At 60.5% G+C, this 13,721-nt stretch carries 13 protein-coding genes; 5 read left to right on the top strand and 8 right to left on the bottom strand.

The features are described 5' to 3' along the window. Positions 1 to 63: 63 nt before the first annotated feature. Together rep and PspCFBP13528_RS01465 are read left to right on the top strand one after the other, a co-directional pair. Entirely contained in the window at positions 64 to 2,073 is a 2,010-nt protein-coding gene (rep, locus tag PspCFBP13528_RS01470) for a DNA helicase Rep (protein WP_057723330.1), read from the top strand. 58 nt (positions 2,074 to 2,131) lie between these two features. Next, the gene (locus tag PspCFBP13528_RS01465) at positions 2,132 to 2,701 is read left to right on the top strand and encodes a xanthine phosphoribosyltransferase (protein WP_003176890.1); all 570 of its coding nucleotides are present in this window, start codon (positions 2,132 to 2,134) and stop codon (positions 2,699 to 2,701) included. Positions 2,702 to 2,826: 125 nt separating this feature from the next. Here PspCFBP13528_RS01465 and PspCFBP13528_RS01460 read toward each other — a convergent pair whose 3' ends face one another. The 6 genes from PspCFBP13528_RS01460 to dadA form a co-directional block, all read right to left on the bottom strand. Continuing rightward, positions 2,827 to 4,749, bottom strand: a complete 1,923-nt coding sequence (locus PspCFBP13528_RS01460) for an acetyl-CoA hydrolase/transferase C-terminal domain-containing protein (RefSeq protein WP_137199522.1) — start codon at positions 4,747 to 4,749, stop codon at positions 2,827 to 2,829. A 139-nt stretch (positions 4,750 to 4,888) separates the two neighbouring features. Continuing rightward, positions 4,889 to 5,299 (bottom strand): c-type cytochrome, encoded by a 411-nt coding sequence (locus PspCFBP13528_RS01455; protein WP_065953223.1) that lies wholly within the window; start codon positions 5,297 to 5,299, stop codon positions 4,889 to 4,891. A gap of 181 nt (positions 5,300 to 5,480) precedes the next feature. Further along, positions 5,481 to 6,029, bottom strand: coding sequence for a cupin domain-containing protein (locus PspCFBP13528_RS01450; protein WP_003176893.1), 549 nt, complete (start codon positions 6,027 to 6,029; stop codon positions 5,481 to 5,483). A gap of 116 nt (positions 6,030 to 6,145) precedes the next feature. Further along, positions 6,146 to 7,219, bottom strand: coding sequence for an alanine racemase (alr, locus tag PspCFBP13528_RS01445; RefSeq protein ID WP_137199521.1), 1,074 nt, complete (start codon positions 7,217 to 7,219; stop codon positions 6,146 to 6,148). A 78-nt stretch (positions 7,220 to 7,297) separates the two neighbouring features. Next, positions 7,298 to 7,651: a RidA family protein gene (locus tag PspCFBP13528_RS01440; RefSeq protein WP_137199520.1), complete on the bottom strand. Its 354-nt coding sequence runs from the start codon at positions 7,649 to 7,651 to the stop codon at positions 7,298 to 7,300. After that, entirely contained in the window at positions 7,623 to 8,924 is a 1,302-nt protein-coding gene (dadA, locus tag PspCFBP13528_RS01435) for a D-amino acid dehydrogenase (protein WP_065953226.1), read from the bottom strand. The genes PspCFBP13528_RS01440 and dadA overlap by 29 nt, the downstream gene beginning before the upstream one ends. A gap of 156 nt (positions 8,925 to 9,080) precedes the next feature. On the opposite strand from dadA, the gene PspCFBP13528_RS01430 reads away from it, so the two are divergent. Then, entirely contained in the window at positions 9,081 to 9,569 is a 489-nt protein-coding gene (locus tag PspCFBP13528_RS01430) for an Lrp/AsnC ligand binding domain-containing protein (RefSeq protein WP_003176896.1), read from the top strand. Between the two features lie 552 nt (positions 9,570 to 10,121). Here PspCFBP13528_RS01430 and PspCFBP13528_RS01415 read toward each other — a convergent pair. Further along, positions 10,122 to 10,475, bottom strand: coding sequence for a YkgJ family cysteine cluster protein (locus PspCFBP13528_RS01415; RefSeq protein WP_065953227.1), 354 nt, complete (start codon positions 10,473 to 10,475; stop codon positions 10,122 to 10,124). 114 nt (positions 10,476 to 10,589) lie between these two features. Here PspCFBP13528_RS01415 and PspCFBP13528_RS01410 point away from each other — a divergent pair, with 114 nt between their 5' ends. Then, complete coding sequence (locus PspCFBP13528_RS01410) at positions 10,590 to 11,882, top strand: FAD-binding oxidoreductase (protein ID WP_137199518.1); 1,293 nt, start codon at positions 10,590 to 10,592, stop codon at positions 11,880 to 11,882. Here PspCFBP13528_RS01410 and PspCFBP13528_RS01405 read toward each other — a convergent pair whose 3' ends face one another. After that, positions 11,883 to 12,107, bottom strand: coding sequence for a DUF1127 domain-containing protein (locus PspCFBP13528_RS01405; protein ID WP_065953229.1), 225 nt, complete (start codon positions 12,105 to 12,107; stop codon positions 11,883 to 11,885). Between the two features lie 166 nt (positions 12,108 to 12,273). On the opposite strand from PspCFBP13528_RS01405, the gene PspCFBP13528_RS01400 reads away from it, so the two are divergent. After that, the gene (locus PspCFBP13528_RS01400) at positions 12,274 to 13,698 is read left to right on the top strand and encodes a PLP-dependent aminotransferase family protein (protein WP_065953230.1); all 1,425 of its coding nucleotides are present in this window, start codon (positions 12,274 to 12,276) and stop codon (positions 13,696 to 13,698) included. Positions 13,699 to 13,721: the final 23 nt, after the last annotated feature.

The raw sequence follows: 13,721 nt of genomic DNA, 5'->3' as shown, positions 1-13,721 counted from the left end.
AGCAGAATCTTGCCAGCCTGTTAAAATGCCCGCCCTTTTGAATAACGACTCCCTGAACTCTGTATGTCCCGACTCAATCCCCGGCAGCAAGAAGCCGTGAACTACGTCGGCGGCCCTCTATTGGTGCTCGCCGGTGCTGGCTCCGGCAAGACCAGCGTGATTACCCGCAAGATCGCGCACCTGATCCAGAACTGCGGCATCCGCGCCCAGTACATCGTCGCCATGACCTTCACCAACAAGGCGGCGCGGGAAATGAAAGAGCGCGTCGGCACCCTGCTCAAGGGTGGCGAAGGCCGTGGCCTCACCGTGTGCACCTTCCACAACCTTGGGCTCAACATCATCCGCAAGGAACATGCACGGCTGGGCTACAAGCCGGGGTTCTCGATTTTCGACGAGACCGACGTCAAAGCCCTGATGACCGACATCATGCAGAAGGAATACGCGGGCGACGACGGCGTCGACGAGATCAAGAATATGATCGGCGCCTGGAAAAACGACCTGATCCTGCCTGCCGAAGCGCTGGAAGCCGCACGCAACCCCAAGGAGCAGACCGCCGCCATCGTCTACACCCACTACCAGCGCACGCTCAAGGCGTTCAACGCGGTGGACTTCGACGACCTGATCCTGCTGCCGGTCAAACTGTTCCAGGAGCACAAGGACATCCTGGAAAAGTGGCAGAACAAGGTGCGCTACCTGCTGGTGGACGAATACCAGGACACCAACGCCAGCCAATACCTGCTGGTGAAGCTGCTGATCGGTACACGCAATCAGTTCACCGTGGTAGGCGACGATGACCAGTCGATCTACGCCTGGCGCGGCGCACGCCCGGAAAACCTGATGCTGCTCAAGGACGACTATCCGTCCCTGAAAGTGGTAATGCTGGAGCAGAACTACCGCTCCACCAGCCGTATCCTGCGTTGCGCCAACGTGCTGATCTCCAACAACCCCCACGAGTTTGAAAAACAACTGTGGAGCGAGATGGGTCATGGCGACGAAATCCGCGTGATCCGCTGCCGCAACGAAGACGCCGAAGCCGAGCGCGTGGCGGTGGAAATCCTCAGCCTGCACCTGCGCACCGACCGCCCTTACAGCGACTTTGCAATCCTGTATCGCGGCAACTACCAGGCCAAGCTGATCGAGCTGAAATTGCAGCACCACCAGGTGCCGTATCGCCTGTCGGGCGGCAACAGCTTCTTCGGGCGTCAGGAAGTGAAAGACCTGATGGCCTACTTCCGCCTGATCGTAAACCCGGATGACGACAACGCCTTCCTGCGCGTGATCAACGTGCCACGTCGGGAAATCGGTTCGACGACTCTGGAAAAGCTCGGCAACTACGCCACCGAACGCAAGATCTCGATGTACGCCGCCACCGACGAGATCGGTCTGGGCGAACACCTGGACACGCGTTTCACCGACCGCCTGTCGCGCTTCAAGCGCTTCATGGACAAGGTCCGTGAGCAGTGCGCCGGCGAAGACCCGATCAGTGCCCTGCGCAGCATGGTCATGGACATCGACTATGAAAACTGGCTGCGCACCAACAGTTCCAGCGACAAAGCTGCGGACTACCGCATGGGCAACGTCTGGTTCCTGATCGAAGCCCTGAAGAACACCCTGGAAAAAGACGAAGACGGTGAGATGACCGTCGAGGACGCCATCGGCAAGCTGGTGCTGCGCGACATGCTCGAGCGCCAGCAGGAAGAGGAAGACGGCGCCGAAGGTGTGCAGATGATGACCTTGCATGCGTCCAAGGGCCTGGAATTCCCCTACGTGTTCATCATGGGCATGGAAGAGGAAATTCTCCCACACCGCTCCAGCATCGAAGCCGACACCATCGAGGAAGAACGGCGCCTGGCCTACGTGGGCATTACCCGTGCGCGCCAGACACTGGCCTTCACCTTCGCCGCCAAGCGTAAGCAATACGGCGAAATCATCGATTGTGCCCCCAGCCGGTTCCTCGATGAGCTGCCGCCGGATGACCTGGCCTGGGAAGGCAACGACGACACCCCGACCGAGGTGAAGGCCGTTCGCGGCAACAGCGCCTTGGCCGATATACGCGCGATGTTAAAGCGCTAGAATCGACTACTTTTTAATCTACTTTCGGCGCCTGTTGCGCCATCAGAGGAAGCTTTCCGTGGAAGCACTGCACAAGAAAATTCGCGAAGAAGGCATCGTGCTTTCCGATCAGGTACTCAAGGTTGACGCCTTTCTGAACCACCAGATCGACCCGGCACTGATGAAACTGATCGGCGACGAATTCGCCGCGCTGTTCAAGGACTCGGGCATCACCAAGATCGTCACCATCGAAGCCTCAGGCATCGCCCCGGCCATCATGACCGGCCTGAACCTAGGCGTGCCCGTGATCTTCGCACGCAAGCAGCAGTCCCTGACCCTCACCGAAAACCTGCTGTCGGCGACGGTGTACTCCTTCACCAAGAAAACCGAAAGCACCGTGGCGATCTCCCCACGCCACCTGACCAGCAGCGACCGCGTGCTGGTTATCGATGACTTCCTGGCCAACGGCAAGGCCTCCCAGGCGCTGATTTCGATCATCAAGCAAGCCGGCGCGACCGTTGCCGGCTTGGGCATTGTGATCGAGAAGTCGTTCCAGGGCGGCCGTGCCGAGCTGGATGCGCAGGGTTATCGGGTTGAATCGCTGGCGCGGGTGAAGTCCCTGGCCGGTGGGGTGGTGACCTTCATCTGAATCAACGCAGCTTAAAATGTGGGAGGGGGCTTGCCCCCGATAGCGGTGTATCAGTCACCACATGTGTTGGCTGACCCACTGTCATCGGGGGCAAGCCCCCTCCCACATTTGCCCTCTATTACCTGTTAGTGCGCGGTGGCCTGGAGGCCGGCGAGTAACAGGCGCTGATACAGATCCTCCTTGAACCCCTCCGGCTGATCCAGCCGCATCCGCTCCAAATGCCTGGGAAACGCCTCAGGCTCCGGCGCGTCCAGCGCCGCCTTGCCCAGTTCCAGCATCTCCGTGAGCTTGAATTTGCTCTTGAGCCAGTTCAGTGCCCGCAACAGGTCCCGCTCCTCGTCCGTGAAGTCACTGCCCAACGGGTACTCCGGGAACAGGCGCCAGTGCTTGGCTTGAATCGCCTGGAGCCGTTGCGGTGTGTTGTCGGCAAAACGCGGGTGCAGCTTGAAATCCTTGGGTAACTTACCGGCCTTTTGCGCCTGCTCGATCAAATCGTCCTGGAAGCGCGAGTCAGTGATATTGAGCAACGCTTCAATCACCTTGGCATCCGTCTGACCCCGCAAGTCGGCAATGCCGTACTCGGTAATGACGATATCCCGCAGGTGCCGGGGAATGGTGCAGTGGCCATATTCCCAGACGATATTGGAACTGACCTCTCCCGCCGACTCGCGCCAGCTGCGCAGGATCAGGACCGAGCGTGCGCCTTCCAGCGCGTGGCCCTGGGCAACGAAGTTGTACTGCCCGCCCACGCCGCTGAGCACGCGGCCATCTTCCAACTGGTCGGCCACACCGGCACCGAGCAACGTCACCATGATCGCACTGTTGATGAACCGTGCGTCCAGGCGCTGCAAACGCTTGAGTTCTTCCTGGCCGTACAGCTCGTTGATATAGCTGATGCCGGTCATGTTGAATGCCAGCCGCTTGGCGTGGCTCATCTCCTGCAAGCGCTGGTAGAAACTGCGCGGGCCAAGGAAGAAACCGCCATGGATCGAGATGCCATCGGGCTGCGCCGCATCGTCGAGCAGCCCGGCATTGGCTTGCTCCTGGGTCGCCACATCCGGGTACACCTTGCGCCGGATGATGCCGGCATCCGCCAGCACCAGCAGGCCGTTGACGAACATTTCGCTGCAACCATAAAGGCCCCGGACGAGCGGCTCGACGCCACCCTCACGGCTGATCAAGGGCGCCCACTGATACACATCCAGATCGGTCAGCAGCAATCGATAGGCTTCGTTGTCGGCCTGGCGCGCCAGCAAGGCGGCGGTCAGCGCATCGCCCATGGAGCCGATGCCGATCTGCAAGGTGCCGCCATCGCGTACCAGGGTGCTGGCATGCAGGCCGATAAAATGGTCCTGAAACCCCACCGGCATGTTGGGCGTGGAAAACAGCGTCGTGCTGTCTTTCTCGTCGAGCAGGTAGTCGAATGCATCCATGCCCAATTCCGCATCGCCAGGCATGTAGGGCAGTTCAGTGTGGACCTGGCCGACAACCAGGATGGTTTCCCCGGCTTCGCGGCGCTTGGCGATCATGGGTAGCAAGTCGAGGGTGATATCCGGATTGCAGCTCAGGCTCAGGCGGTCGGGATGCTCGGCGCTGCTGGCAACCAGTTGCGCCACCAGGTTCAGGCCGGCGGCATTGATATCACGGGCGGCATGGCTGTAGTTGCTGCTGACATAATCCTGCTGCGCGCAATCGCTGTGGAGCAGGCTGCCGGGCTGCATGAAGAATTGCTGCACGCGGATATTCTTCGGCAGGCTGTCCTTGTGCAGGTCAGCGAGAAAATCCAGTTCCGGATAATCGCCAAACACGCGCTCGATAAAAGGTTCGAGAAAGCGCTTCTGCAACCCGTCCCCCAGGGAGGGGCGACCCAGGCTGAGCGCGGTGTAGATGGTCAACGCCCGCTCGGGCAACTCGGCGATGCGCCGGTACAGCGCATTGACGAACAGGTTGGGCTTGCCCAAACCCAGCGGCATGCCCATGTGGATATGCGCCGGCAACCGCGCCAGTACGTCGTCAACTGCTTGCTCGATTGAACACAACTGCACCATCCGACTGCTCCCGAACATTCCATTAATGGGGGGTTGGACCGAGCTTGCCGGGTCTTTGCTGCAATGACCAGCGACGAAAGGCAAATCACAGGGACAAAAAAGCCGCTCGTAAGCGGCATTTTTGGCGAAGATCGACTGACTACAGTCCGGACATCTTCTTGATGGCGCCTTTGAGATCGTCATCCGAGCAATCAGCGCAAGTGCCCTTGGGCGGCATGGCATTGATGCCGGTGATCGCCTTGGCCAGGATGCCATCGAGGCCGCCCTGATGATCGGCGCGCTCTTTCCACGCTGCCGTATCACCAATTTTTGGCGCGTTCAGCAGTCCGGTGCCGTGGCAGGCATTGCAGTGCTTGGCAATGATCTCGTCCGGGGTTCTCGCGCCGCCGCCGCCCGTTGTCACGGCGACTTCCATACCCTTGCATTCCTGACCCTGGACACACACCTGGCCCACAGGCTCGAGGCGCTTGGCGATGTCGTCGTTGGTCGCAGCTTGAGCGCTGACAGCCCACAGGGCCAGTACGGTTGCTGGTGCAGCCAGCATTTTCATAATTAGGTTCACGCGTTCACCCTCAATGGTGGCTATTCACGCCTGCGGCCACGGTTTCGCAGGCGGCGAAAGTATAGCGGTTAGACCGCCTTGCCGAAACAACCCTATTAAATAAAGGGAGATTCGGCCTCACGGTGTACTGCTGCGCGAACCCCTGCAACGCTGGCAGGACGCCTCTGTTTTAAAAGTTCGCGGGTGTGGCTGCGCTGATTAGTCGCGCCGGCACGTCAAACGGATTGCGAAAACGATGGGGCTTGGTGCTTTCAAAGTAGTAGCTATCGCCTGCTTCGAGCACAAAAGTTTCAAGGCCCACCACCAGTTCCAGGCGCCCTTCCACCAGAATCCCGGTTTCCTCGCCTTCATGGGTGAGCATTTCTTCGCCCGTGTCGGCGCCTGGCGGGTAGATTTCGTTGAGAAACGCGATTGCCCGGCTCGGGTGCGCTCGGCCAACCAGCTTCATGGTCACGGCACCGTCGGAGATGTCGATCAGCTCATTGGCTTTATAGACGATCTGCGTCGGTATTTCCTGGAGGATCTCTTCGGAAAAGAATTCCACCATGGACATGGGAATGCCGCCCAGTACCTTGCGCAGGGAACTGATCGAGGGACTGACACTGTTTTTCTCGATCATCGAAATGGTGCTATTGGTGACGCCCGCGCGCTTGGCAAGCTCGCGCTGGGAAAGACCTTTGAGTTTACGGATGGATTGCAGTCGTTCGCCGACGTCCAATGCAGGTGCCTCCTAGGATTCAGGCTTTGTTGTAATTGAGCGTTATCATGGCGACAGCGTTCAGTATTTACAACACTTGGGCCTAAATCCTGGGCAGTAGCATTCGTACCTGGCGATCAAGCGCCCAAATAGAGCCTTGGCACCCGGCGCAGGTTGCAGAAAATCTCATAAGGGATGGTTTCAGCCGCCGTCGCGACGTCGCTGGCGAGGATATTCCTGCCCCACAACTCCACCGTGGAACCCAGCCCCGCCTGGGGCACATCCGTCAGGTCGACGCACAGCATGTCCATGGACACCCGGCCCAGCAACTGGCTGCGCTGGCCGGCGACCAGTACCGGTGTGCCTGTGGGCGCGTGGCGCGGGTAGCCATCGGCATACCCCATGGCCACCACGCCGATACGCATCAGCTTGGGCGTGACGAACCTGGCACCATAGCCCACCGGCTCTCCCGCCGGCAGTTCACGTACGCAAATGATTTTGGACTCCAGGGTCATCACCGGCTGCAAACGTGCGGCGATAGCCTGGTCATCACCAAAGGGCGTGGCGCCGTAGAGCATGATGCCAGGGCGCACCCAGTCGCTGGACACACTCGGCCAACCCAGTACGGATGGGGAATTGCGCAGGCTGACTTCAGCCGCCAGACCCTGGCGGGCCGCTTCGAATACCGCCACTTGTTCGCTGCTGCTCACGCAATCGAGCTCATCGGCACGGGCGAAATGGCTCATCAATACGATCTTCGCAACGTTGCCACTGGCCAACAGACGCTTGTACGCCTCCTGGAAATCCTTGGGGTGCAGGCCGACACGGTGCATGCCCGAGTCGAGCTTGAGCCAGATGGTCAGCGGTTTGCCCAGCGTGGCCTGCTCGATAGCCTCAAGTTGCCACAGTGAATGCACCACGCACCACAGGTTCTGCTCGATGATCAGCGGCAGCTCGTCGGCTTCGAAAAAACCTTCTAGCAGCAGTACCGGTGCACCTATCCCGGCAGCGCGAAGCTCCAGTGCCTCCTCGATGCACGCCACCGCAAACCCATCCGCCTCGGCTTCCAGTGCCTGGGCTACGCGCACCGCGCCGTGGCCGTAGGCATCCGCCTTGATGACGGCGAGGGCCTTGGCGCCGGTGACTTCGCGGGCCAATTGGTAATTGTGACGCAGGGCTTGGAGGTCGATCAGGGCACGGGCAGGACGCATGGCGGCAGGCTTCTAGGCGGCAGAGTGAAGAAAAACCGGTGCCGACCGACAACGTCGGCCCGGGAGAGGGATTTGCAGTTAAGGCAACGCGGCCACGACGGACAGCTCTACCAGGATATTCGGTTCGCACAACTTGGCTTCAACCGTGGCGCGGGCCGGCGCGGCACCTTTGGGCAACCACTTGTCCCACACCGCGTTCATACCGGCAAAATCGGCATCGATGTCTTTCAAATAGATCGTCACCGACAGCAAGCGGGTCTTGTCGGTGCCGGCCAGGTCCAGCAAACGCTCGATGTTGGCCAGTGTTTCACGGGTCTGCTGCTCAATGCCGGCATCCATGTCGTCGCCCACCTGGCCCGCCAGGTACACGGTACCGCTGTGAACAACGATCTGGCTCATGCGTTCATTGGTGAGCTGGCGCTGGATGGACATGTTTTGCGGACTCCTGGTGATTACCGTAACGGGAAATATCGAGGCCTTCGGCGCTGATCTGCGGCGTTTTCTTCGCCATCAGGTCGGCCAGCAAACGACCGGAGCCGCATGCCATGGTCCAGCCGAGGGTGCCGTGGCCGGTATTCAGGAACAGGTTCCTGAACGGGGTGCCACCGACAATCGGTGTGCCATCGGGTGTGGTCGGGCGCAGGCCGGTCCAGAAACTGGCTTGGGCCAGATCGCCGCCCTGAGGATAAAGGTCGTTGACGATCATCTCCAGGGTTTCACGCCGACGCGGGTTGAGCGACAGGTCAAAACCGGCTATCTCAGCCATGCCGCCGACCCGAATTCGGTTGTCGAAACGGGTGATCGCGACTTTGTAGGTTTCGTCCAGGATGGTCGAGGTAGGCGCCATCGCCGGGTCGGTGATCGGCACGGTCAGCGAGTAGCCCTTGAGCGGGTACACGGGCGCCTTGATCCCCAGCGGCTTGAGCAGCTTCGGCGAATAACTGCCCAGGGCCAGCACGTAGCGGTCGGCAGTTTCCAACGCGCCGTCGATCCACACGCCATTGATGCGGTCGCCTGCATAATCGAGGCGCTGGATGTCCTGTTCAAAACGGAACTCAACACCCAGCTGCTTGCACATGTCGGCCAGGCGCGTGGTGAACATCTGGCAGTCGCCGGTCTGGTCGTTGGGCAGGCGCAGGGCACCGGCGAGAATATCGGTGACGTTGGCCAGGGCCGGCTCGACCCGGGCGATACCTGCACGGTCGAGCAATTCGAAGGGCACGCCGGACTCCTGCAATACGGCAATGTCCTTGGCAGCGCCATCGAGCTGGGCCTGGGTGCGGAACAGTTGAGTCGTGCCCAGGCTGCGCCCTTCGTAGGCAATCCCGGTTTCAGCGCGCAGTTCGTCAAGGCAGTCGCGGCTGTACTCGGAGAGGCGGACCATGCGCTCCTTGTTCACCGCATACCGGCTGGCGGTGCAATTGCGCAGCATCTGCGCCATCCACAGGTATTGGTCGATATCGGCGGTGGCCTTGATCGCCAGCGGCGCATGGCGTTGCAGCAGCCATTTGATCGCCTTGAGCGGCACGCCCGGCGCGGCCCATGGCGAGGCATAGCCTGGGGATACCTGGCCGGCATTGGCGAAACTGGTCTCCATGGCGGCGGCCGGTTGACGGTCGACCACCACGACTTCAAAGCCGGCCCGAGCCAAATAATAGGCACTGGTCACGCCAATGACGCCGCTACCCAAGACCAGAACGCGCATTTTTATATCCTCATCACGGGCTGAGCCGCTGACGTGTGTTATTCGAGCAATGATGGACGCAGTGTAAAAAACAATCACCAGTGCATTTCACTATATAAATGCCTATATTTGGCGACAATTCTCGGCACAAATGCTTTTTACAGAGGCGTATCCCCTATGCGTACCAACACTCAGACCAAGCGGGAGCTGGACAAGATCGACCGTAATATCCTGCGCATCCTGCAAACCGATGGGCGCATTTCGTTCACGGAGCTGGGGGAGAAGGTCGGGCTGTCGACTACGCCCTGTACCGAGCGAGTCCGGCGCCTGGAGCGCGAAGGGATCATCATGGGCTACAACGCACGGCTCAATCCACAGCATTTGAAAGGGAGTTTGCTGGTATTTGTCGAGATCAGCCTGGATTACAAGTCCGGCGACACGTTCGAAGAATTCCGCCGCGCGGTGCTCAAACTGCCGCATGTGCTGGAGTGTCACCTTGTGTCCGGGGACTTCGACTACCTGGTGAAAGCGCGGATTTCCGAGATGGCCTCGTACCGCAAATTACTCGGCGATATTCTGCTCAAACTGCCCCATGTGCGCGAATCCAAGAGCTATATCGTGATGGAAGAGGTGAAGGAAAGCCTGAACCTGCCGATCCCGGACTAACCCACACAACTCAATCAAATGTGGGAGGGGGCTTGCCCCCGATGGCCATAGGTATCTACACAACTTCGTAGGCCACAGCATCTGACGGTAACCACGATGCGAAGCGAGCCGCTCTCGATCTTGATCTGCTTTTGATCTCAGGCGCCCCGTTAAACCACGCTGGCCGAACGCAGGTTTGAATCCGTGGGTAACCCGGCAGGACGCCGGGTTAGCCGCACTGGGCCAGGGATGGCCCATTGCGGCGGCCCACGGATTCAAGCCTGCGTTCGGGCACACCGAGCCTAGGCGAGGTGCCGAGTGGTGGGGCAAGAGCCTTTTTGGTTACTTTTGGGGCTCTTTTCCAAAAGTGACCCGCTGTAAAAGCGGAACCCATAGCAGCCGTTACCGCAAAAACGGATATGTACTCGGTCCAATCCAACATCCTGGTCGGCCCAGAGGCCGCCATCGGGGGCAAGCCCCCTCCCACATCTGGACCGAGGTGTATCAGGTGGGTAACCGTCGGTTGACAGGCCACCACGGGAGCCCACCTCCCACATTGACCGAGTACATCCGCTACACCAGTACCTGCCGGGTACTCGCCATGTACGCGTGAATCTGCTTTTCAACCCGTGGATGAATCAATTCCACCGGCCGCCGGCCATTAGGGCACGGCAACGTCTTGGTAGTGCCGAACAGGCGACAGATCAGCGGGCGCTCGTCATACACGGTGCAGCCGTCAGGCCCCAGGTGCACGCAGTTGAGCTCATCCATGGCCGCCTCCTGCTCGGCAGCCGTCTTGCGCGGCAGGCGCGACATTTCTTCGGGCGACGTGGTGACCGGCCCACAGCAGTCGTGGCAACCGGGGACACACTCGAACGAAGGTATCTGTCGACGCAGCGCGCTGATTTTCTGACTGTTGCAACTCATCGAAACACATACCGAACGGCGAATAGGTGTGGATTCTGACTCAAAACGCACCGCGCAGACAGCTTCGCCCGACCGTTGTATCCTGCGTCAAATTTTTCAAACAGGGAGGCCCCCATGATCGCCAGCGCCCGGCACACCGCGTCCTACTACGCCGCCAGCAGCGTGCCGCACCCCGATTACCCGGCGTTGACGGGTGAGGTGCGTGCCGATGTCTGCGTGATTGGCGGGGGATATTCCGGGCTCAACACCGCCCTGGAGCTGGCCGAGCGCGGCTTCAGCGTCGTGCTGCTGGAGGCGCGCAAGATCGGTTGGGGCGCCAGTGGGCGTAACGGCGGGCAGCTGATTCGCGGCGTCGGCCATGGCCTTGACCAGTTCGCCAAGGTGATCGGCACCGACGGCGTGCGCCAGATGAAACTGATGGGCCTGGAAGCGGTGGAGATCGTACGCGAGCGCGTCGAGCGCTTCCAGATCCCCTGCGACCTGACCTGGGGCTACTGCGACCTCGCCAACAAGCCCCGCGACCTGCAGGGGCTCGCCGAAGACGCCGAAGAGCTGCGCAGCCTGGGTTATCGCCATCCAGTACGCCTGCTGCAAGCCGGCGAGATGGCCAGCGTGATCGGCTCCGACCGCTATGTGGGCGGGATGATCGACATGGGCTCCGGGCACCTGCACCCGCTGAACCTGGCCCTGGGCGAAGCCGCCGTTGCCCGGCAGTTGGGCGTGCAATTATTCGAGCAGTCCGAGGTGACGCGCATCGACTACGGCGCACAGGTCAAGGTGCACACCGCCCTGGGCCAGGTACATGCCACGACGCTGGTGCTGGCCTGCAACGCCTACCTCAACGACCTCAACCCGCACTTGAGCGGCAAGATATTGCCCGCCGGCAGCTACATCATTGCTACCGAACCCTTGAGCGAAGCGCAAGCCGCCAGCCTGTTGCCGCAGAACATGGCGGTATGTGATCAGCGCGTAACGGTGGACTATTTCCGCCTGTCCGCCGATCGCCGCCTGTTGTTCGGTGGCGCCTGCCACTATTCCGGGCGCGACCCGCAAGACATTGGCGCGTATATGCGGCCAAAGATGCTGCACGTGTTCCCGCAATTGGCCAATGTGAAGATCGACTTCCAGTGGGGCGGCATGATCGGCATCGGCGCCAATCGGTTGCCGCAGATCGGGCGCCTGGCGGATCAACCCAATGTGTATTACGCCCAGGCCTATGCAGGCCACGGCCTCAACGCCACACACCTGGCGGGCAGATTGCTGGCCGAAGCCATCAGCGGCCAGCAACAAGGGCGCTTCGATCTGTTCGCCCAGGTGCCGCACATGACCTTCCCTGGTGGTAAACACCTGCGCTCGCCGCTGCTGGCCCTGGGGATGCTCTGGCATCGCCTCAAGGAACTGGTCTGATCAATCGCGCCAGAAAGGCTTCAGGCCTTCATGGCGCGCCTGCTCTGCCGTCAGCCCCACGTCGCGCAATTGCTCTCGCGTCAGCGTGAGCAAGACCTTGCGTGTATGACGGCGGCGCCAGAACAGGCTCCAGCGGTTTTCGCCGGGCACAGAAGGCGCCCGCTCCTGCTCTGCTTCCAGTTCCTGGCTGTGTAACGCCAGCCGCACATCGCTCATGCCATTCATTTTGCCGTCCCTCGTTAGCGTGCTGCCTTGAGTGACTAGAATGAGCGCGCAAGCAAAACCAATACAGATTCAACCTCCCTTTATTAAATCCATACAGACACTGCCTATACACGGCTGAATCCTGTATTTTGCGCCTATCTGTACTGGTCTGTTGGGAGTGACCGCCGTGACCCTCTACGTCAACCTCGCCGAATTGCTGGGCACCCGCATCGAACAAGGCTTCTATCGCCCCGGCGACCGTCTGCCTTCCGTACGCGCATTGAGTGTGGAGCACGGGGTCAGCCTGAGCACCGTGCAGCAAGCCTATCGATTGCTGGAAGACAATGGCCTGGCGATGCCCAAGCCCAAGTCTGGCTATTTTGTGCCGGCGGGCCGTGAACTGCCGGCGCTGCCCGAGGTGGGACGCCCGGCCCAGCGACCGGTCGAGATTTCCCAGTGGGACCAGGTGCTGGAATTGATTCGTGCCGTGCCGCGCAAAGACACCATACAGTTGGGCCGGGGCATGCCGGATGTGTTGTCGCCCACTCTCAAACCGTTGCTTCGCAGCCTGGCCCGTGTCAGTCGCCGGCAGGATCTGCCCGGGCTGTATTACGACAACATTCTTGGCTGTATGGAGTTGCGCGAGCAAATTGCGCGACTGTCATTGGATTCCGGCTGCCAATTGACGGCCGAGGATATCGTCATCACCACCGGCTGCCACGAGGCGCTTTCCGCCAGCATCCACGCGATTTGCGAGCCCGGCGATATCGTTGCGGTGGATTCGCCAAGTTTCCACGGCGCCATGCAGACCCTCAAGGGCCTGGGCATGAAAGCCCTCGAGATCCCCACCGACCCGATCACCGGCATCAGCCTTGAAGCTCTGGAATTGGCGCTGGAACAGTGGCCGATCAAAGTCATCCAGCTCACTCCCAACTGCAACAACCCCTTGGGCTACATCATGCCGGAGGCGCGCAAACGCGCACTGCTGACCCTGGCCCAGCGTTTTGACGTGGCGATCATCGAAGACGATGTGTATGGCGAACTGGCCTACAGCTACCCGCGCCCGCGCACGATCAAATCCTTTGACGAAGACGGCCGTGTGCTGCTGTGCAGTTCGTTCTCCAAGACCCTGGCGCCTGGCCTGCGCATTGGCTGGGTCGCGCCGGGGCGCTACCTGGACCGGGTGCTGCACATGAAATACATCAGCACGGGCTCGACCGCTACCCAGCCGCAGATCGCGATTGCGGAATTTCTCAAAGGCGGCTATTTCGAACCGCATTTGCGCCGGATGCGCACGCAATACCAGCGTAATCGCGACCTGATGCTCGACTGGGTCAGCCGCTACTTCCCCGCCGGTACGCGCGCCAGCCGGCCGCAGGGCAGTTTTATGCTGTGGATAGAATTGCCGGAGGGCTTCGATACCCTCAAGCTCAACCGTGCGCTGATGGACCAGGGCGTCCAGGTGGCGGTAGGCAGCATCTTTTCTGCATCCGGCAAATACCGTAATTGCCTGCGTATGAACTACGCTGCCAAACCGACGCCGCAGATTGAAGAAGCGGTACGCAAAGTCGGTACCGCTGCGCACACCCTGCTAGCCGAAGCGGCAGACTGACCTTTTTCGAGCCATTGCCGTCA

The organism is Pseudomonas sp. CFBP13528 (assembly GCF_005233615.1).
Classification (GTDB): Bacteria; Pseudomonadota; Gammaproteobacteria; order Pseudomonadales; family Pseudomonadaceae; genus Aquipseudomonas; species Aquipseudomonas fluorescens_AM.
Note: the sequence above shows the minus strand (reverse complement) of the source record. Positions and strands in the feature narration are given on the sequence as shown.

What these genes read in the sequence shown, in the direction of transcription:
- PspCFBP13528_RS01460 (WP_137199522.1), bottom strand. Translation starts at nt 4,749, where the DNA reads ATGGTGCAGTTGTGTTCAATCGAGCAAGCAGTTGACGACGTACTGGCG.
- PspCFBP13528_RS01410 (WP_137199518.1), top strand. Translation starts at nt 10,590, where the DNA reads ATGATCGCCAGCGCCCGGCACACCGCGTCCTACTACGCCGCCAGCAGC.
- PspCFBP13528_RS01455 (WP_065953223.1), bottom strand. Translation starts at nt 5,299, where the DNA reads ATGAAAATGCTGGCTGCACCAGCAACCGTACTGGCCCTGTGGGCTGTC.
- PspCFBP13528_RS01430 (WP_003176896.1), top strand. Translation starts at nt 9,081, where the DNA reads ATGCGTACCAACACTCAGACCAAGCGGGAGCTGGACAAGATCGACCGT.
- PspCFBP13528_RS01405 (WP_065953229.1), bottom strand. Translation starts at nt 12,107, where the DNA reads ATGAATGGCATGAGCGATGTGCGGCTGGCGTTACACAGCCAGGAACTG.
- dadA (WP_065953226.1), bottom strand. Translation starts at nt 8,924, where the DNA reads ATGCGCGTTCTGGTCTTGGGTAGCGGCGTCATTGGCGTGACCAGTGCC.
- PspCFBP13528_RS01440 (WP_137199520.1), bottom strand. Translation starts at nt 7,651, where the DNA reads ATGTCCATCCAGCGCCAGCTCACCAATGAACGCATGAGCCAGATCGTT.
- PspCFBP13528_RS01415 (WP_065953227.1), bottom strand. Translation starts at nt 10,475, where the DNA reads ATGAGTTGCAACAGTCAGAAAATCAGCGCGCTGCGTCGACAGATACCT.
- rep (WP_057723330.1), top strand. Translation starts at nt 64, where the DNA reads ATGTCCCGACTCAATCCCCGGCAGCAAGAAGCCGTGAACTACGTCGGC.
- alr (WP_137199521.1), bottom strand. Translation starts at nt 7,219, where the DNA reads ATGCGTCCTGCCCGTGCCCTGATCGACCTCCAAGCCCTGCGTCACAAT.